The following is an 18,848-nucleotide window of genomic DNA, read 5'->3' as shown; positions in this document are numbered from 1 at the left end:
AGATGTCTTTTCAACCAAAAAATCCTGCCGTCAAATGGGTCGAGGATCGCCTGCCGATCACGGGGATGCTGCATCATGCCCTGTATGAATACCCGACGCCCAAGAATCTGAGCTACTGGTGGACCTTCGGCTCTCTTGCCGGTGTTATGCTGGTCGTGCAGATTGTCACCGGCATTGTACTTGCCATGCATTATACACCGCATGTTGATATGGCTTTCACCAGCGTTGAGCATATCATGCGGGACGTTAATTACGGCTGGCTGCTGCGGTATATGCATGCAAATGGCGCATCGATGTTCTTCATTGTCGTTTATCTCCATATTTTCCGGGGGCTTTATTACGGCTCCTATAAGGCGCCACGGGAGCTCCTCTGGTGGCTTGGTCTGGTGATTTTCCTGCTGATGATGGCGACGGCCTTTATGGGGTACGTGCTTCCCTGGGGGCAGATGAGCTTCTGGGGTGCAACGGTTATTACCAATCTGTTCGGCGCTATTCCGCTTGTGGGGGATAGCATCGTAACCTGGCTCTGGGGCGGGTTCGCTGTTGATAACCCGACCTTGAACCGGTTCTTCAGCCTGCATTATCTCCTGCCGTTCGTGATCGTCGGCATCGTGATCCTGCATATCTGGGCCTTGCATACAAATGGATCCAACAACCCGACAGGTGTCGAGTTGAAAGATAAGCAGGACAGCATTCCTTTCCATCCCTATTACACGGTAAAGGACCTGTTCGGTCTGGCTATTTTCCTGATTTTCTTTTCGGCGTTTCTGTTTTATGCGCCGAACTATATGGGACATCCGGACAACTACATCCCGGCAAATCCGCTTGTGACACCGGCGCATATTGTCCCTGAATGGTACTTCCTGCCCTTCTACGCGATACTCAGGGCGGTACCAGACAAGCTTGGTGGAGTTATGCTGATGTTTGGTGCGATTGCCGTCTTGTTTGCCCTGCCGTGGCTTGATAAGAGCCGGATCCGCTCAGCTCGCTTCCGTCCTATTTACAAGCAGCTATTCTGGGTGTTCGTTGCAGATTGTATTCTGCTTACCTATATCGGCGGCAAGCCGGCGGAAGGGGCCTTCATTATCTGGGGCCGTATCGCGACCGTCTATTATTTCGTGCATATCCTGATCCTGTTGCCATTGGTAGGATTGTTTGAAAAACCTAAGCCATTACCAGCTAGTATTTCGGAGGATGTTCTCTCCAAGAAGCCCGCGGAGAAGGAGGCGGCCAATGCGTAAATTATTGACCTCCCTCGGTATCGCTGCTCTGGTTTCACTAGCCTCATTCAGCCCGGCCCAGGCTGCCGGGGAGGCGGTTGAACTCAAATCCGTAAACTGGAAACATGGCGGACTTTTCGGCACCTATGACCGCGCGTCGGCTCAGCGCGGGCTACAGGTTTACCGCGAAGTCTGCGCAGGCTGTCATGGTCTGGGTCTGGTGGCGTTTCGCACGCTGAAGGATCTTGGGTTCAGTGAAGAGGAAGTGAAGGCGCTGGCGGCTGAATCCGAGTATGTTGACGGACCTGATGATGCCGGTGACATGTTTGACCGGCCGGGCAAGCCTTCCGACAAGTTTCCATCACCATTTCCGAATGAGCAGGCTGCGCGCGCTTCTAACGGCGGCGCCTATCCACCGGATCTGTCTTTGATGACCAAGGCACGCCCGGATGGTGACAATTATATGTATTCGCTTCTGACAGGTTATGAAGAAGCGCCTTCCGATGTGACGCTCCCTGTAGGTATGTACTATAACGCTTACTTCCCGGGTCACAAGATCGCAATGCCGCCTCCGCTCTTAGAAGACGGTGTTGAGTATTCTGATGGGACGCCAGCAACCGTCGATCAGATGGCAAAAGACGTTTCGGTATTCCTGGCTTGGGCTGCGGAGCCGAAAATGGAACAGCGCAAGAGCATTGGCCTCAGGGTGATCCTGTTTCTTTTGATCCTTGCGGCCGTTTTCTATGCGGTAAAACGGAAAGTCTGGTCGGACCTACACTGAGGACCCTGATCATCGAATATGAAAGGGCGCTGATTTCAGCGCCCTTTTTTATGGAATGAGATCGATTTCAGGGCTAAATTTCCGCCAGGAAAACCGGAGAGTGAAATGGAATCATCAAGTAGCAAGCCTGTAATCGGGATTATCGGCGGGAGCGGTGTGTATGAGCTGGACGGACTCGTCGATACACGTTGGCAAGCCGTCGAAAGCCCTTTCGGAGAGCCATCGGATCAGCTGCTTTTCGGTACCTTGGAAGACACCCAGATAGTCTTTTTACCACGTCATGGACGCGGACATCGCATTCCCCCGGCAGCAGTGAATTATCGCGCAAACATAGATGCTCTGAAACGTGCGGGGGTAACGGAAATTATCTCCCTCAGTGCCTGCGGATCATTTGAAGAGGAGCTTTCCCCCGGAACATTTGTGATTGCTGATCAGTTCATCGATCGCACCATTGACAGGAAGAAAAGCTTCTTTGGGACGGGTCTTGTGGGCCATGTCAGCATGGCGCATCCAGTCTGTTCTCGGTTGGGCGAAGCGCTGGAAAAGGCGGCGCGTGATAGCGAGATAAAAGTGCATCGGGGCGGCACTTACCTCGCGATGGAAGGGCCGCAGTTCTCCACGCTTGCGGAATCCCGTTTATACCGGAGTTGGGGCTGCCAGGTGATCGGCATGACTAATATGCCGGAAGCCAAACTCGCCCGGGAAGCGGAAATGTGCTACGCGACCGTGGCCATGGTGACGGATTATGATTGCTGGCATCCCGATCACGACGCTGTCGAAGTGTCTGCTATCATTGAGGTCCTGATGAAGAACGCTGACAATGCCCGCAGTCTTGTGAAAACTGTGGTGCCTGCTTTGTCGTCGCGCGAAGATATATGTCCTGCGGGATGTCATCATGCTCTGGACAATGCTCTGATTACCGCGCCTGAGGCACGTGATCCTGATGTGATCAGGAAACTCGATGCTGTTGCCGGCCGCGTTCTTTAACCCGAGGAGATCATGGATATAAAATCTATTATCCGCACAATTCCGGATTATCCCAAGAAAGGGATTATGTTTCGCGACATTACGACGCTTTGGCAGGACGCTGGCGGGTTTCGGCAAGTGGTCGATCAACTGGTCTGGCCTTACGCAGGCGTGAGGATAGACAAGGTCGCGGGCATTGAGGCGCGCGGATTTGTCCTCGGCGGAGCCATCGCCCATCAGCTCAGTGTCGGATTTATACCCGTCCGCAAGAAAGGTAAACTGCCAGCGGCTGTTCTCGGTGAGGAATATGAACTTGAGTACGGCACGGATACCGTGGAGATTCATCATGATGCCATAAAAGATGGGGAGAATATCTTGCTTGTAGATGACCTGATTGCAACGGGCGGTACTGCCGCCGCTGCCATTAACTTGATACGCCGGGCAGGCGGAACAATCATTGGGGCGACCTTCGTGATTGATTTGCCGGATATCGGCGGGGCAAAGCGGATCGCGGAGATGGGCGTTAATGTTCGAACCTTGTGCGAGTTCGAAGGGGACTAACCTGTTCTCAGGCCCGGCAACAAGACTGTTGTCATTTTCGGGGCGATATGTCTTTGTTTGAATAGAGCAAGTGAATAAGGTAATGACTATGTCGTTGGAAATCTGGATTTCATTTTTTATCGCGAGTGCGGCGCTTCTGGCGATTCCCGGGCCAACCGTCATGATTGTCGTCAGCTATGCACTTGACCAAGGGCGCAGCAGTGCATGGGCGACTGTCCCCGGTGTGGCACTGGGTGATTTTACAGCGATGACGGCCTCATTGCTGGGGGCGGGTGCTATCTTGGCGGCTTCGGCGACCTTGTTCACGGCGCTTAAGATAGCGGGCGCGGTATATCTGATATGGCTCGGCGTGAAGCTCTGGCGCTCTGACGATAGAATGGGATCGATTCATACTGCGGGTCGGCAAAGCAAAGTGTCAATGTTCAGGGCATCCTATATTGTGACGGCGCTGAATCCTAAAGGCATTGTTTTCTTTGTGGCATTTGTTCCGCAGTTTGTGAACGTGAATGAACCGGTGCTGGGGCAGTTTATTATACTGGAGGCGACTTTTCTTGTATTGGCGGCTTTGAATGTTGCTATCTGGGCCGTTTTGGCAGGCAAATTGCGGGAACGGTTCAAAAGCCCGAAAAGTTTGAAAATAGTAAATCGAATTGGCGGCAGCTTCCTGATATGCGCAGGGATGCTGACTGCAGTTGTGCGTCGCACAGCCTGAAACGAAAATGAAAATTGGAGAGAGGGATGCTGCATAATCTGAAAGGAATCGATCATGCGTTGATCGGGGTCGAGGATCTGGAAGAAGCGCGATCTCAGTATGAGAAGCTCGGGTTCACTCTGACGCCGCGGGGCTCGCATATCGGCTGGGGCACGGCCAATTACTGCATCATGTTCGATGAGGATTATATCGAGATTCTTGGCATTGTTGATCCGTCGCTCGAAACGAATGGTCTCGATACGGCGCTGGAAGAAAGAGGCGAGGGACTTCTCGGACTGGCGCTGGCAAGCGATGAACCGGAGGAAACGCAGCAGTCCCTTGCAGAGGCCGGTCTGGAACCGTCGGATATTCTTCTCCTCAAACGGAAACTGGAATTACCTGAGGGAGATGTGTTGCCAGAGTTCAAGTTGATCCGGCTTACTTCTTCTGCCGGGTTGTCAGCGAAAAACCTTTTTATCTGCCATCATATGACACCCGAACTGGTTCGGCAGGAAAAGGATTGGTTAAGCCATGCGAACGGAGCTAAATTTATAAACTCCATCGTCGTGGTTGTGGATGATCCGGATGCGCTTGCTGAGTATTATCAGCGGCTTTGTGGGTCCATCAATGTGACCCAGACCGACAACACCCTGACCGTTCGGTTCGGTCGTGGCAGTATCATTTTTGTAAATGATCGGGACATTGACCTGTTATTTCCGGGCCTAACAATTTCGGACGAGATGCCGCCGTTGCCGCATTTGATCGCCATGACGATTGTCGTAGACAACCTTCAGGAAACCGAGAATACACTGACCAAGAATGGCATTAAATCTCAGAAAATTGCGACGGGAACACTCAGGGTAAATCCACCCGAGGCCAATGGCATTTTGCTTGAATTTACGGACCGTCCGGCTAGCTGATAAACTCCAGGGTGCGTTCACGTGCGAGCTTTGCCGCCTCCGCGTCGTAACTCCCTCGTTGGTCGCAATTGAAGCCATGCCCCGCCGCATAGACAAAAACCGGTATATCCGACCGGGCCGCCTTAACTTCCTCAACCGCCGACATCGGGATGGAGGCATCCTTGTCGCCAAAATGCAGCATGACCGGGGCTTTTGGTGTTTCCGCAATATTTTGTGCGACCTGCCCGCCATAATACCCGACTGCTTTTTCAATAGACGACAAGCGGCAGGCGGAGAGATAGGCCAGGCTCCCACCCCAGCAATAACCAATGACGGCAACATTTCCAGAGGCATCTGCCTCTTTTGCGGCGGCATCAATGTCTTTTAACGCCGCCTCATCAGCGATTTGGTTTTTATATTGGAGGCCTTGTTCCACGTCTGAGGGCGTATAATCCAGTTCAATATCAGGGCTGATGCGGTCAAATAATGCCGGGGCAATGGCAATGTAGCCCGCTTTGGCATAGCCGTCACATACATCCTTGATATGTGAATTCACGCCGAAAATCTCCTGCACGATAACAACGCTGCCTTTCGGTTCGTCATTCGGCGCTGCTCTGTAGGCGGCGAATTCGTGACCATCAGCCGCTGTTAATGTAATCATTTCTCCCATGATATTATCTCCCTTATTCTTTTGTGGCGGGCTCTACGATAAGCAGTGTACCGTCAACACCTGTTACCCGGACGACTTGGTTCAAATCAGTATCCGGTCCTTCGACAGTCCACTGGGTGTCATCGACGTGAATTTTCCCGCGACCGTTCCGGATTGCTTCCGTCAGGGTAAATTGTCGGCCTATATACTGAGCTCCGCGTTGGTTGAGTTTGGTATTGTCCTCAACGCCCGGATGCTTTTTAAGGAATAGGCGTGAGAGCACAATGCTTGCAATTGCAATGACGGCAAAGAGAATCCATTCGTATTCCCATGCCATGCCGGGAAATATCCAGGCGACAATCCCGACAATACCCGCGGCAATACCCAGCCAGAGAAAGAAAGTGCTGGGGGCGAAGACTTCGAGGATAACCAGAGCCAGCCCCAGTATCCACCATGACCAGAAATCGAGGCTCGCAAGCCATGTAATGATTGGATCAATCATGAGCGTTACTCAACCGTCGGGACAGAGCCGCTGGACCGTCGCGATGCACCATCATTGTCTTTACCGAAGACTTCCTTTGCGATTGCGCCGATGCCCCCTAGCGAGGCAATAAGGGCGCTTGCTTCCATCGGCAGCAGAATGACCTTCGAGTTGCGGGCCATGCCGATTTCTTTCATTGCTTCGGTATATTTCTGGGCCACGAAGTAATTGATGGACTGAATGTCGCCCGCCGCAATGGCTTCGGAGACATCATGGGTGGCCTTGGCCTCGGCTTCGGCTAGGCGCTCCCGTGCTTCAGCATCCCGAAAGGCGGCCTCCCGGCGTCCCTCTGCTTCCAGAATGGCAGCTTTCTTTTCGCCCTCGGCTTTCAGGATTTCGGACTGGCGCACACCTTCGGCTTCGAGAATGACAGCCCGTTTCAACCGTTCCGCCTTCATTTGCCGACCCATGGCCTCCACCAGATCAAGGGGCGGGGTGATATCCTTGATCTCAACGCGGGTAACTTTGATGCCCCACGGCGTCGAAGCCTGGTCGATGACATTGAGCAGCCGTACGTTAATGGAATCCCGCTGGCTCAGGGCTTCGTCAAGGTCCATCGAGCCGAGAACCGTCCTAAGATTTGTCTGGGCAAGATTTTGAATGGCGCGCTCCAGGTCACGAACCTCATAGGCCGATTTCGCGGCATCAAGTACCTGATAGAATAAAACACCATCCACCTGCACCATCGCATTATCACGTGAAATGACTTCCTGGGTTGGAATATCCAGAACCTGCTCCATCATATTGATCCGCCCGCCGACCCGATCGATAAACGGTATGATCAGACCGAGCCCGGGTTGCAGGCTGCGGGTATATCTGCCGAAACGTTCGATGGTAAACTGATAACCCTGCGGCACGATCGTAACGCCCATAAAGACAATAACGATTGCCAGCAGCACGAGAACGATGACAAAAATTGCAAATCCAGACAAGAATAAATCCATATCGCTTCCTCGAATAATCGGACAAAGGACAGCCCAGGCGAACTATATAATGTAACGCCGTCAAGCCTAAGCTAAAAATCTATGAGAAGGCGAGCAGGGCAAGGATTATGCTGGCCGGGTCTTGACCATGCCGATGGATTTCAGTGTGAGAACAACTTCGTCATTCTGGTTGAAGAGTTTTACATCTGCTCGGATGATGCCCATATCTGGGCGCGACTCGGATTTACGGGTCTCAATGACCTCTGATTCATATCGGAGAGCGTCGCCCGGCCGTACAGGGCGAACCCAGCGCAGATCGTCACATCCCGGAGATCCGAGACCGGCGCGTTTGTTCGTCATATTGTCAACCAGCAGGCGCATTAATATGGCCGTTGTATGCCAACCGGAAGCAATCAGCCCGCCATAAATACTGTCCTTTGCCGCGTCTTCATCTGTATGAAAGGGCTGCGGGTCGTATTTGCGGGCGAACTCGATAATTTCTTCTTTCGTGACGCTTTTGCTTCCTGAAGCGGTTCTGTCGCCAACAGCAATATCCTCGAAATAAATCGTGCTCATTGGTCGGCCTCCCCCCTTTTTCTGGCAGGATCGCGAAAGAACATCCCGCTGGAGATCATTGTCAGCTTTACTTCATCGTCCTGATTGAAGACAGTATGAGAAAGTTTGACGAAGCCAAGCTCGGGCCTGCTTTTGGAAAGACTGCGGTCCAGTACTTCCGCTTTTACATGGAGGATTTCACCTGGCCGAACAGGTTTTTTCCAGCGAAGCTGGTCAACACCCGGCGATCCCATTGATGCCGAGTCATGAATGTAGCCGTCAACCATCATTCGCATGCACATGGCACCGGTATGCCATCCACTGGCGATAATGCCACCGAAGTAATGCTCCTTCGCCGCCTCTTTATCAATGTGAAAAGGTTGTGGATCAAACGCCGTGGCATATTCGATTACTTCTTCTTCCGTCACTTCATAATTGCCGAATTCCAATGTCCAGCCGACGGGGAAGTCTTCCCAATATTTCATATTCTTTCGCCTTCTGACCTTGTTCCGATCATGGTTGCATTTGCTGCTTTTTCAAGGTTGGTATTAAGTGTCTCTAATTGGCAAATCTGAAATGTAAAACGTCACCATCCTCGACAACATATTCCTTCCCCTCCAGACGCATGAGGCCCGCTTCTTTTGCGCCATTCTCTCCGCCATGCGCCACATAGGCAGAATAGGCGATAGTCTCCGCACGAATAAAGCCTTTTTCGAAATCTGTGTGAATAACCCCGGCCGCTTGCGGAGCCTTTGTCCCTTTGTTAACTGTCCATGCGCGAGTTTCTTTCGGGCCAACGGTAAAATAGGTTATCAGGTCGAGCAAATCATAACCTGCGCGAATGATCCGGCTGAGGCCGGTTTCCTCCAGGCCCAGTTCGTCGAGGAATTCGGCCCGCTCTTCGGCGTCGAGCTGAGCAACCTCCGCTTCAATTGCCGCCGAGATGACAACGCTTCCTGCATTCTCCGCTGCGGCCTTTTCTGCGACTTTCGCAGAGAAGGCATTGCCGGACACGGCGCTTTCTTCATCCACATTGCAGACATAGAGAACCGGCTTTTGGGTCAGGAGGTGAAGGTTGCGGAAAGTCTTGACTTCATCGTCCGCCAGGGGGACGAGCCGGGCAGGCTTGCCATCTCGAAGAACGACGAGCGCGCGATCAATCAGTTCTGATTGCTTCTTGGCCTCCTTATCGCCCCCGCGGATTTTTTTGACAAGTGCTTCGGTCCGCTTCTCAAGGCTTTCCAGATCCGCCAGCATCAACTCTGTTTCGATGGTTTCGATATCAGAGAGAGGATCAATCTTGCCATCGACATGCGTGATATCATCATCCTCAAAACATCGAACAACCTGAATGATGGCGTCTACTTCGCGGATATGCGCAAGGAACTTGTTGCCGAGGCCCTCACCACTCGAAGCCCCGCGGACGAGACCGGCAATATCGACGAATGTCAGCTGGGTTGGAATGATTTCCTTGGATTTGGCAAGGGCTGCCAGTTCAACAAGGCGCTCATCAGGGACAGGAACCTGACCCAGGTTCGGTTCAATCGTGCAGAATGGATAGTTCTCGGCTGCTGCCTGTGCGGTTTGCGTCAAGGCGTTAAATAATGTCGATTTACCGACATTTGGCAGACCGACGATGCCGCATTTGAACCCCATACTCAGTTTCCTTTTGTTGTATCTGTGTCTTTGTTCTTGTACGGGGCGATATCCAGCGCCAGCTTGTTCATGAAGCCCGGCGCATCCCCGTCAATCAACAGGTCGATATGACGGGAGATGCTCTCTGTCGCGGCCTCAACGGTCGCTTGCTCCGCTTTGGAAAAATTACTGAGGACATGCCCGGTGACAAGATGTTTCTCTCCCGGATGTCCAATGCCTAAGCGAACGCGGCAAAAATTTTCACCAAGATGCCCGATAATGGATCGAAGACCGTTGTTCCCGCCATGACCGCCGCCGGTTTTGACACGGATTTTCCCCAACGGTAAGTCCAGTTCATCATGTAATACGATGATATTCTCAAGTGGGATCTTATAGAAACGGACCGCTTCGCCAACAGACTGGCCAGACAAGTTCATATAGGTAGTGGGTTTCAGGGCAAGAATTTTTGTCCCGCCAATATTCCCCTCGGCGGCCAATCCCTGAAATCGAACCCGTTCCGGCATAAAGGAGTGGCGGCGGATGATTTCATCCACCGCCATATATCCAAAATTATGCCGGTTGTCGGCATATCCCTTGCCGGGATTACCGAGACCAACCAGCAAAATCATCATTCAATCCTGAACTATTCTTCTTCGGTTTCTTCGGCTTCTGCTTCTTCAGAGCCTTCCTCAGCTTCAACCCCGTCTTCATCTTCCGCCGCTTCCTCATCTTCCGGATCCGGCTCAACCGTCGGGGAAGCGATGGTGGCAATCGTAAAGTCACGATCCGAAATTGTGGGTGCTGCGCCGTCCGGCAGGTTCACTTCGGAAATATGAACGCTATCGCCGATATCATAGTTCAGCAGGTCGATCTCAATGGCTTCCGGGATGTTGCCAGCCGGGACCATCATCTCGATTTCGTAGCGAACCACGTTGAGGACGCCACCGCGTTTGAGGCCGACACATTCCTCTTCGTTGAGGAAGCGAACAGCAACCATGACGGCGATCTGGGATTTTGCGGAAACCCGCAGAAAGTCAACATGTACTGGCATGTCATTGATCGGATGCAGCTGCATGTCACGCGGGAGCACGTTATGCTTGGTCGAGCCAACCTGAACCGTAAAAACCGAGGACAGGAAAGCACCATGGTTGATGGTTTTCACCAACTCTTTGGTTTCCAGTGAAATGGAAATGGGGTCTTTTTTATCACCATAGATAACGGCGGGTGTCCGGCCGTCACGACGCAATGCCCGGGAGGTCCCCTTTCCGACCCGGTCACGCGTTTCTGCAATTAAAACTGCATTTTCGCTCATTGTATTTCTCCTACTTAAGCGAGCAACACCGGGACGAACCCGGTGTCAAAAAGACATGTGCCTCCAGGGGTGCCCATGTCGTGAATTGCCTGATCGATTAGTCGAACAGGCTGGAAACCGATGTTTCCTTCGAAATTCTGTACATCGCCTCGCCGATAAGCGGAGCGACGGAAATCTGACGCATTTTTTCCGAGGCGCGGAACGCCTCCGTTGCCATGATGCTGTCGGTTGTGACCATTTCATCCAGCGCAGATGCATTTATCCGCGCGATAGCGCCTCCTGACAGAACACCGTGGGTAACATAACCGGCAACGCTTTTCGCGCCCTTATCCATCAGGGCAGCGGCGGCATTGCAGAGGGTTCCCGCACTATCGACAATATCGTCAACCAGAATACAATGCTGGTTCTTGACATTCCCAATAATATTCATGACTTCGGAAACACCCGCTTTTTCACGGCGCTTATCTACGATTGCAAGGTCCGCGTCAAGCCTTTTGGCGTAGGCGCGGGCGCGGACCACACCACCGACGTCCGGCGACACGATCGTAATATCGCCGCCCTTGCCATAATGTTTCTCAATATCGGGAACAATGACGGGCGCAGAGAAGAGGTTATCCGTCGGAATATCAAAGAACCCTTGTATTTGTCCAGCATGGAGATCCATGGTCAAGACCCGGTCCGCGCCGGCAGTGGTAATCAGGTTGGCGACAAGTTTAGCCGATATTGGCGTTCTCGGTCCGGGTTTGCGATCCTGGCGCGCATATCCGAAATAGGGCAGGACCGCCGTGATTCGCGAGGCCGATGCCCGTTTCAGCGCATCGATGCAAACCAGCAGTTCCATCAGATGGTCGTTTGCCGGGAACGATGTCGGCTGTACAACGAAGACATCTTCGCCGCGGACATTCTCATGAATTTCAACGAATACTTCCATGTCCGAGAAGCGCCGGACATCCGCATCTGTCAGAGGAAGCTTGAGGTAATTGGTGATGGCTTCAGCCAACGGTCGGTTGCCATTTCCCGAAAGCACTTTCATCGGAACGATCCTTTAATCAGTTGAGGGCTTTTTCCTGTTAAAAACACATTGCCCCCCGCGCGAAAATGTACGAGTTGGCGTCGGCGGGCGGAACTTACCAAGGCGCATGAGCCCTGTAAACGCTTTAAACGCCATTTTTTAGGGGAATTTCGTAAATATTTGGTGGAGAGGGGGAAATAGCTTCAAGATTTTGATTTGAAATATTCCGGCTCGCTTTTTCGAAGCAGATTGTAGATTCCATCTGCACCGCCCTGGGCCGCCAATGCCGCCGTATCTCCCCAGGCCCCGTTGAGGGAGCCCGCCCTGATTCTATTGCGCTGTTTGACTTGTCCAACCTGTTCACCATTGCGCCGCTCCAGACTCCAGGTAAGTTCTATAACTTGTGTCTCGAATTTGGGGGGCGTGATTTCTGCCTGACCACGGACAATGAAGTTCGCACCGGCTTCAGTCGGCAATACTTCAAGGCCGAGCCGTGCCAACCGGTCCTGTATAGCCGCCGCGAGACTTTCCGATCCATCTCCCGGCGCCCCTTCAACAATCGGGACAAAAATCACCGGCTTGTCGAGGGCGGCAAAATTAATGCCGTCACCCCCCAGAAGGCGATCAATATGGCTGGCGGAATTCAGAACCAGCTTTTCGAGCTCCTGCGGCGGTATAGTTGACGTTTCAACTGATGCCGGCAGCTTTTCGAGGGTAAAAAGGCCCGTGTCCCGGTTTTGTGGATCGAAGATCGTCCAGTTCAGAAACCGCCCGTTTGTATCTTCAAAAATCTCGCCGCGAACATAATAGCGATTTGGCTCGACCTGCCCGACAAAGGCAGCGATACCGAGATCTTGCAGTTTTGAGGCAACAGCCTGTTCAAGTTGGGGTGGTCCGCCGGTGACCGGTTCTACATAAAGTGCGGTTCGCGGACCGGGAGCCGCCCGCCACGATGTCTTGACTTCCGGCTGGAACGGGCGCTGCAGCGGTTGACAGGCAGCCAATCCCGCGATGCCGATAAGAAAAAAAACCTTTATGATGAAATTACAACGCACAGGTCGCGAGAACTCCCAGCAGACAGATCATGATAAAGATGACCATATAAGGCATTTTGCTTCTCTTTTACAAGTGACAAGGCGACCGGATCGGCTATTGCATGAGTGCGATCGCTGAAAGCTGGCGACCGTAATCCGCCTCTCCACGTTTTACCATACGTCGATAGCTGAAAAACAGCTCTTCTTCCGCGCAGGTATCATTCTCTAGCAAGTCAATTGCACCGATTTTTGCTTTTTCAAGTCCCGCGCGGACAAACCCGGTCAGGTCAAACATATAATGGCCCTCATTCTCTGAAGAGATAAAAAAGCGCGCAGCATCGGGATCTGCTTCCAGGAATGGCGCGGGAAATTCGGGGCCAACCTCGTATGATTTCTGCGCGATAGCGGGTCCGATTGCGGCGTGGATATTTGATCTCTGGGCACCGAGTTCCATCATCTTTTCCACTACATGCGCGCTAATGTTTCCGAGCGCGCCTTTCCAGCCCGAATGCGCGGCGCCAATAACGCCGTTTTCCATATCTGCAAACAGCACCGGCACACAGTCCGCCGTTAGAATCCCGAGAGCAATGCCCGGAATGTTGGTTACCATGGCGTCCGCTTTAGGCCGGGGCGTAATTTCTTTCCTCTGATCGATAACCAGAACCTCGGTGCTATGAATTTGATAAACTGTCCTGAGGGCATCCGCCGGTTGGTTGATCATGGCCATGGCGCGCGCTCGATTTTCAGCGACTTTGGTCGGTTCATCCTTGGAACCGGGACCGCAATTGAGGCTGAGATAGAGGTTTTCAGATACACCGCCACTGCGTGTGAAGAAACCATGAGTGAGCGTCTCACTCTCAAGAATTGAACTTTTTAGCATCTCAAGTTCCAAAACCTTCCGTTGCTGCCACTACATTATGGGATAATGCCATGACTTTGAAAAGTGTTCCCATTTCGGATGAACTGATCAGGCGTCGAAGTTGCGCATCAAGTTTTTTGCGCTGCTCCTCACTTGCATTTTTTCGCAGCTGATGATGCCGGGCCTCTACGCCAAGGCGCTCCAGAAACCGGCCTTGTGTGGTCGGGCCTTGAACAGTGATATTATAGGAAAGAGCAATTTCCTTGAGGCAGGAGAATCTGACATGGGTGGTGAGATCGGCCTCTCCGGGTTTGACGAGGGGATCTGTATATCCGTGACGTTTCACTGCCTGGAAACTGTCTCCCAGAAGGATTTCATCCGCTCCGTAATCGATGATCAGCGCGGCCCCGCCTTCACGAAATAAAAGCTTACTGACTTGTTCGATCATTTTGTTCCCGGCGGGACATAGTTCGAGAATGTCCCCATCGTCTGCTGACGCAGCGGATTTGACAGATGCAGGCGTGTTGGCGAGCGCGTAAACAAAATTGCCGTCCCGTAGAGCGATCATCCGCTCAAACCACGCGCCGGATTGATGGCAATATTGATGGATAGGCAGCGCGTCAAAAAATTCGTTGGCAAGCAGGATAACCGGTGCGCCGGAGAGCTCTGGTAGTTCATCATGCCAATGAATACCATGATCAGGAAGGGTGTACGCCTGCCGTTCTCTGAGTCGCGCGCTGTTCTCAATCAGATGGATTTCAGCTGCAGTCAGGAATTCAGGGACTAACCGGGCGCTTCTCTGCGCATCGGCCATCAGGGTTCCGTTACCCGGCCCCAGTTCGACGAGATAGAACTTTTTGGGGCGGCCGAGCTTGTCCCAGACATCCACCGCCCAAAGCCCGATAAGTTCCCCGAACATCTGGCTGGTCTCTGGCGCGGTAATGAAATCGCCCTCGGTTCCAAACGGGTTTTGCCGGGCGTAATAGCCATATTCCGGATGACCGAGCGCAATTTGCATATAGTCATGCAAGGAAATCGGGCCGTCTTTTTCAATCCGGGCCTTGATAATCTTGCCGAGGGCATTCATGCGATTTTGCGGGACGGGCGAAACATGAAATAGAGACCAACAATCAGGATGGGAAGGGAGAGAAGCTGACCCATCGTTGCACCGCCAATCAGGAAACCAAGATAAGCGTCAGGTTCTCTGTATAGCTCCACAATACTACGGGCAACGGCATAGCCCGCAAAGAAGAGACCCATAATGAAGCCCGGCTTTTCGGCATACCGTGTTCGCCGAAAAACGAGGAGCACGGCAAACAGCACGAGCCCTTCCAGAAACGCTTCATATAGCTGGCTTGGATGGCGCGGGAGATCGCCGCCGCCTGGGAAAACCATTCCCCACGGCACATCGGTTGCACGGCCATATAGCTCACCGTTAATGAAGTTTGCGATCCGTCCGAAGAATAGCCCGACCGGCACAACTGTCGCCAACAGGTCGCCAAAATCAAGAGTGACTATTTTTTTGAATCGGCAATAAAGGACCGTGGCCAGCACAACCCCTAAAAATCCTCCATGAAAGGACATGCCTCCCTGCCAGACCATGAAAATCTCGGATGGATTGGCAAAATAATACTCAGGCTTATAAAACAGCACATAACCGAGTCGACCACCCAGAATAACTCCCAATGTCGCCCAGATCAGGAAATCATCCACCTGCTTGGGCGAGACGCGCGATCCGTCTTCGCGGGCAAGGTGCATCATCAGCTGCCAGCCAATAATCAGGCCGACGATATAGGCGAGTGCGTACCAGCGAATGGCAAAGGGACCTATCTGGAAAATGACCGGGTCAATTTCTGGAAAGGCGATGGCCGCGAAAAGGGTCGATAACATCATGCGGCTACTATATAAAGTTCTTGAGAATATTCGCAAGCTTCTCTGGGCTAGGCGGTTGCTTTCCTGCCTCTCTCTTGCCATTATGAGACATATTTTTTTTGAAGGTTCAAAGTGATGCAGACAAATTCCCGCCTTTTTGATGATCTTGCCCGCCTTGCCACAGGTGCCTTGGGCACGGCACAGGGGGTTAAAGCGGAATGGGAAAACCTCTTTCATCAGCGGATGGAGCGCTTTATCAGCGAGATGGATCTGGTACCGCGGGAAGAATTTGACGCCGTGAAGGCCATGGCGGTGCTGGCACGCGAAGAAAATGACAAATTAAAAGAACAGCTTGCGGCACTTGAAAAGAAAGTGAGCGACCTTTCCAAGGCACCGCGTACGCGCAAAACGCCGGCGGCTAAGAAGAAGACATCGGCGGCGGACAGCTGATTTTATCCACAGAAAAAACAGTCTAGCCTTACTTTCTTTGTTGCGCTGCAACTCTAGGGGAACTACGCTAGATTTATGGTTTCACGGTAGATGTGGCACCATATATGGTCTGCAGTAGATTTCCTTACCGGCTAGGCTTCAACGTCAAGTCACAGGGTGCCAGCCGGGGGATGGTTCTGAAAGGAATGGCTCCATGACGTCCTTGTATCTCACCCACGAAGAACTCGAAGACTCCAACCCCCTTGATCTGATTGAAAGCATTATTGTCGATAACGACTGGTCCTTTGATCGGCAGGGTAATAATGAATTGACAGTCGGAGTGGAGGGAAGCTGGTGCCAGTATCATCTCTGGTTTTCCTGGCGGTCCGATCTTCGTGCGATTCATTTTTCCTGCGCCTATGATGTCAAGATACCTGAGCGTCGGTATGCAGCGGTTTATGAGTTGCTGGCACGGGTCAATGAAAGAATGCCGGTTGGGCATTTCGATACCTGGCGCGAAGAGGGAATGATCCTGTTTCGTCATTCCCTGCTGTTGAGCGGCGCCTGTATTATGACAAGCGAGCAGGTTCAAACGCTAGTCGAGATCGGAATAAGTGAACTGGAAAAATTTTATCCGGCGATCCAGTTCTGTATCTGGGGTGGAAAAACCCCGGAAGAGGCTATAGAAGCGGCGATGTTTGAAACAATGGGTGAGGCATAAATCATGTCTCTGTCATTGCTGCTGATTGGCTCCGGCAAGATGGGGCAGGCAATGCTTGGTGGCTGGATCGAAAACGGATTAGAGCCAGCCGGAATTATGGTTATCGACCCCAACACTGAGAATTTAGCCTATGCATCGGATCTGGGCTGTACGGGAATCGGCTCGGCAGAAGATATTCCGGGCGAATTCCAACCTGATATCATTGTCTTGGCCGTTAAACCCCAAATCATCAAGGATGTTCTGGGGACCTTCCGGAAATTGACGGACAAGGGAAGCCTTGTGATTTCCATTGCGGCGGGCACACGCATTTCAACATTTGAGGAGGCGTTTGGAAAGTCGGCGGCGATTATCCGCGTTATGCCGAATACCCCGGCCGCCGTCCATCAGGGCATGATGGTTTGCTGTCCAAATCCGCATGCAAATGCGGACCAAAGGAAGTATTGCGATCAGTTGATGCAGGCCATTGGTGAAGTTGCCTGGATCGAGGACGAGGGATTGATGGATGCGGTCACGGGCGTTTCCGGCTCCGGGCCAGCTTACATCTTTTATATGATAGAGGCGATGGCAGCTGCCGGGGTCGAGGCCGGGCTCCCGGAAGAACTCGCGGTCAAGCTGGCGCAAGAAACGGTGGCGGGAGCCGGCGCACTCGCCCGGCAATCGACGGAAACGGCCGCACAGCTCCGCAAGAATGTGACCAGCCCCAATGGCACAACAGCGGCAGGACTGGCTGTCTTGATGGATGAAAAGAATGGGCTGGGTCCTTTGATGACAGAAACGGTAGCAGCGGCAACCAATCGCTCAAAAGAACTCGGGTAATAGAATAAATTAAACATGTATCTCTTTAAAGTTGTGTTTCTGGCTCTATATTATCCTTTGTGATTGAGAGGATAGAGCTATGAGTGATACTCCCACGTCTTCAGAAAGCGATACGGCAACGAAAGAGTCCAATACAGCAGCACCGCCGCCTGCGCAGAGTAGCGATACAGCGGCACCGAGCGGTGGCCCGCCGACACCGGCCGGAGGAGTCATCATTCCTGATCTGAGCGCCATCACGACCTACCAAAATGAGAATATGCAGAAAATGACGGCCGCCGTACAGGCAGCTAGTCAGGGCTTGCAGGATATTGTTCAGCAACAGCGAACGACGTTGCAACAGACAATCGGTAATTTGCAGAAATCGCTTAACAGTTCCGTCTCAACGGCAAAGGCCGGGCAGGGCAAGGCGCCGGATATACAATCCGAAATAGATAACCTTAACGTTACGGTGGATACCTTGACCAAAGCGGCTGAAACCCTGACCACCTCGACGAACAAGTCCTTCGACGCAATCAACAAGTCGATGGAAAAATCGCTGGCCTCCATCGAACAGGTTGCGGAGACGTTCTCGTCGGGAGGATAAGACAGGTGATTTTCGATGTCGTTTACCCTAGCATCGCTGAAAGCAAAGGAGATGCATGGTTCATGGAAAAAGAAATTACGTTCGAGGATTTCACGAAGGTCGATATACGTGTCGGCTGCGTCGTAGAGGCAACCAAATTTCTGGAGGCGCGGAAACCGGCGTATAAGCTGAAAATTGATTTTGGCGAAGAAATCGGCTTTCGAAAAAGCTCAGCGCAGATAACCGCGCTGTATCAGCCGGAAGATCTTGTCGGCCGACGTGTTATGGCGGTCATGAATTTTCCGCCAAGGCAAATCGGTCCTTTCATGTCTGAAGTGCTGGTTCTGGGTTTCAGTGATGCAGACGGAAAAGTTTCTTTGGCTGCGCCGGACCATGACGTGCCGATCGGCTGCCGCCTCGAATAATCCAGGAGAATAGGAGTGCGTGCGATGGCTGAAACAACCCAATCCTCGGACGAGGAAATGCCGATTCCACCGGATTTAACCTCACTTTTTCAAAAGCAAACGCAGCAGATAGCCGCAGCCTGCCAAAAGGCGAATGAGGCATTCGCCGTTTTCAAATCCCGCGATCAGGATGTTGCAACTTTAACCGCAAGCCTCAACAGTGAAGTTAATGAGGTTTTTATGATGGCGGCGGCAGCTAAAACACCGCAACTGGCGGTGGCAACCATTCCGCCGGTTCTTGCGCTCGCTAATACTACATTTGCGCAAGTGCCGATAACGGAGCAAAAAGCCGTCAGCGAAATTCAGCAGAAATTCGCACCCTTTACCAAGTAGCGCCTGAAATCTG

At 52.4% G+C, this 18,848-nt stretch carries 25 protein-coding genes; 12 read left to right on the top strand and 13 right to left on the bottom strand.

The features are described from left to right. Positions 1 to 2 precede the first annotated feature (2 nt). From AACZ19_RS03890 to AACZ19_RS03865, 6 genes are all read left to right on the top strand, one after another. A complete protein-coding gene (locus tag AACZ19_RS03890) occupies positions 3 to 1,241 on the top strand; it encodes a cytochrome b N-terminal domain-containing protein (protein ID WP_339631310.1) in 1,239 nt (412 codons plus the stop codon). After that, entirely contained in the window at positions 1,234 to 2,001 is a 768-nt protein-coding gene (locus tag AACZ19_RS03885; protein WP_339631308.1) for a cytochrome c1, read from the top strand. The genes AACZ19_RS03890 and AACZ19_RS03885 overlap by 8 nt, the downstream gene beginning before the upstream one ends. Positions 2,002 to 2,106: 105 nt before the next feature. Beyond that, entirely contained in the window at positions 2,107 to 2,988 is an 882-nt protein-coding gene (locus AACZ19_RS03880) for an S-methyl-5'-thioadenosine phosphorylase (protein WP_339631306.1), read from the top strand. A 12-nt stretch (positions 2,989 to 3,000) separates the two neighbouring features. Continuing rightward, on the top strand, positions 3,001 to 3,528 hold the full coding sequence (locus AACZ19_RS03875) for an adenine phosphoribosyltransferase (protein ID WP_339631304.1): 528 nt from the start codon (positions 3,001 to 3,003) through the stop codon (positions 3,526 to 3,528). Between the two features lie 88 nt (positions 3,529 to 3,616). Continuing rightward, complete coding sequence (locus AACZ19_RS03870) at positions 3,617 to 4,240, top strand: LysE family translocator (protein WP_339631303.1); 624 nt, start codon at positions 3,617 to 3,619, stop codon at positions 4,238 to 4,240. 26 nt (positions 4,241 to 4,266) lie between these two features. Continuing rightward, the gene (locus tag AACZ19_RS03865; RefSeq protein ID WP_339631301.1) at positions 4,267 to 5,139 is read left to right on the top strand and encodes a VOC family protein; all 873 of its coding nucleotides are present in this window, start codon (positions 4,267 to 4,269) and stop codon (positions 5,137 to 5,139) included. Here AACZ19_RS03865 and AACZ19_RS03860 read toward each other — a convergent pair. The 13 genes from AACZ19_RS03860 to lgt all read right to left on the bottom strand — a co-directional run bounded on the left by AACZ19_RS03860 (position 5,132) and on the right by lgt (position 15,531). Continuing rightward, complete coding sequence (locus tag AACZ19_RS03860) at positions 5,132 to 5,788, bottom strand: dienelactone hydrolase family protein (protein WP_339631299.1); 657 nt, start codon at positions 5,786 to 5,788, stop codon at positions 5,132 to 5,134. The two genes, AACZ19_RS03865 and AACZ19_RS03860, sit on opposite strands and share 8 nt — an antisense overlap. A gap of 13 nt (positions 5,789 to 5,801) precedes the next feature. Beyond that, on the bottom strand, positions 5,802 to 6,269 hold the full coding sequence (locus tag AACZ19_RS03855) for an NfeD family protein (protein ID WP_339631297.1): 468 nt from the start codon (positions 6,267 to 6,269) through the stop codon (positions 5,802 to 5,804). 5 nt (positions 6,270 to 6,274) lie between these two features. Further along, positions 6,275 to 7,252 carry an SPFH domain-containing protein gene (locus AACZ19_RS03850; protein ID WP_339631295.1) on the bottom strand — a complete coding sequence of 326 codons (978 nt, stop codon included), beginning with the start codon at positions 7,250 to 7,252 and terminating at the stop codon, positions 6,275 to 6,277. 105 nt (positions 7,253 to 7,357) lie between these two features. Next, positions 7,358 to 7,807: a MaoC family dehydratase gene (locus AACZ19_RS03845; protein WP_339631293.1), complete on the bottom strand. Its 450-nt coding sequence runs from the start codon at positions 7,805 to 7,807 to the stop codon at positions 7,358 to 7,360. Next, positions 7,804 to 8,271 carry a MaoC family dehydratase gene (locus AACZ19_RS03840; protein WP_339631291.1) on the bottom strand — a complete coding sequence of 156 codons (468 nt, stop codon included), beginning with the start codon at positions 8,269 to 8,271 and terminating at the stop codon, positions 7,804 to 7,806. The genes AACZ19_RS03845 and AACZ19_RS03840 overlap by 4 nt, the downstream gene beginning before the upstream one ends. 73 nt (positions 8,272 to 8,344) lie before the next feature. Continuing rightward, positions 8,345 to 9,442 carry a redox-regulated ATPase YchF gene (gene ychF, locus AACZ19_RS03835; protein WP_339631289.1) on the bottom strand — a complete coding sequence of 366 codons (1,098 nt, stop codon included), beginning with the start codon at positions 9,440 to 9,442 and terminating at the stop codon, positions 8,345 to 8,347. Positions 9,443 to 9,444: 2 nt separating this feature from the next. After that, complete coding sequence (pth, locus tag AACZ19_RS03830) at positions 9,445 to 10,053, bottom strand: aminoacyl-tRNA hydrolase (RefSeq protein ID WP_339631287.1); 609 nt, start codon at positions 10,051 to 10,053, stop codon at positions 9,445 to 9,447. Between the two features lie 11 nt (positions 10,054 to 10,064). Beyond that, positions 10,065 to 10,733, bottom strand: coding sequence for a 50S ribosomal protein L25/general stress protein Ctc (locus AACZ19_RS03825; RefSeq protein WP_339631286.1), 669 nt, complete (start codon positions 10,731 to 10,733; stop codon positions 10,065 to 10,067). Positions 10,734 to 10,830: 97 nt separating this feature from the next. Then, positions 10,831 to 11,766, bottom strand: a complete 936-nt coding sequence (locus tag AACZ19_RS03820) for a ribose-phosphate pyrophosphokinase (protein WP_339631284.1) — start codon at positions 11,764 to 11,766, stop codon at positions 10,831 to 10,833. A gap of 182 nt (positions 11,767 to 11,948) precedes the next feature. After that, complete coding sequence (locus tag AACZ19_RS03815; RefSeq protein ID WP_339631281.1) at positions 11,949 to 12,749, bottom strand: hypothetical protein; 801 nt, start codon at positions 12,747 to 12,749, stop codon at positions 11,949 to 11,951. 145 nt (positions 12,750 to 12,894) lie between these two features. After that, a complete protein-coding gene (pgeF, locus tag AACZ19_RS03810; RefSeq protein ID WP_339631279.1) occupies positions 12,895 to 13,659 on the bottom strand; it encodes a peptidoglycan editing factor PgeF in 765 nt (254 codons plus the stop codon). A gap of 1 nt (position 13,660) precedes the next feature. Next, positions 13,661 to 14,725, bottom strand: a complete 1,065-nt coding sequence (locus AACZ19_RS03805) for an SAM-dependent methyltransferase (protein ID WP_339631277.1) — start codon at positions 14,723 to 14,725, stop codon at positions 13,661 to 13,663. Then, a complete protein-coding gene (lgt, locus tag AACZ19_RS03800) occupies positions 14,722 to 15,531 on the bottom strand; it encodes a prolipoprotein diacylglyceryl transferase (RefSeq protein ID WP_339631275.1) in 810 nt (269 codons plus the stop codon). Before lgt ends, AACZ19_RS03805 begins: the two co-directional genes overlap by 4 nt. A gap of 114 nt (positions 15,532 to 15,645) precedes the next feature. Here lgt and AACZ19_RS03795 point away from each other — a divergent pair, with 114 nt between their 5' ends. The 6 genes from AACZ19_RS03795 to AACZ19_RS03770 all read left to right on the top strand — a co-directional run bounded on the left by AACZ19_RS03795 (position 15,646) and on the right by AACZ19_RS03770 (position 18,835). After that, complete coding sequence (locus AACZ19_RS03795; RefSeq protein ID WP_339631273.1) at positions 15,646 to 15,960, top strand: accessory factor UbiK family protein; 315 nt, start codon at positions 15,646 to 15,648, stop codon at positions 15,958 to 15,960. Between the two features lie 193 nt (positions 15,961 to 16,153). Continuing rightward, entirely contained in the window at positions 16,154 to 16,660 is a 507-nt protein-coding gene (locus tag AACZ19_RS03790) for a YbjN domain-containing protein (protein ID WP_339631271.1), read from the top strand. Positions 16,661 to 16,663: 3 nt separating this feature from the next. After that, entirely contained in the window at positions 16,664 to 17,476 is an 813-nt protein-coding gene (gene proC / locus AACZ19_RS03785) for a pyrroline-5-carboxylate reductase (protein WP_339631269.1), read from the top strand. A gap of 79 nt (positions 17,477 to 17,555) precedes the next feature. Then, on the top strand, positions 17,556 to 18,059 hold the full coding sequence (locus AACZ19_RS03780) for a hypothetical protein (RefSeq protein WP_339631267.1): 504 nt from the start codon (positions 17,556 to 17,558) through the stop codon (positions 18,057 to 18,059). A 62-nt stretch (positions 18,060 to 18,121) separates the two neighbouring features. Further along, positions 18,122 to 18,463 (top strand): tRNA-binding protein, encoded by a 342-nt coding sequence (locus tag AACZ19_RS03775; protein WP_339631265.1) that lies wholly within the window; start codon positions 18,122 to 18,124, stop codon positions 18,461 to 18,463. Positions 18,464 to 18,487: 24 nt separating this feature from the next. Continuing rightward, on the top strand, positions 18,488 to 18,835 hold the full coding sequence (locus AACZ19_RS03770) for a hypothetical protein (RefSeq protein WP_339631263.1): 348 nt from the start codon (positions 18,488 to 18,490) through the stop codon (positions 18,833 to 18,835). Positions 18,836 to 18,848: the final 13 nt, after the last annotated feature.

It is taken from the genome of uncultured Sneathiella sp. (assembly GCF_963973085.1).
GTDB lineage: Bacteria > Pseudomonadota > Alphaproteobacteria > Sneathiellales > Sneathiellaceae > Sneathiella.
Note: the sequence above shows the minus strand (reverse complement) of the source record. Positions and strands in the feature narration are given on the sequence as shown.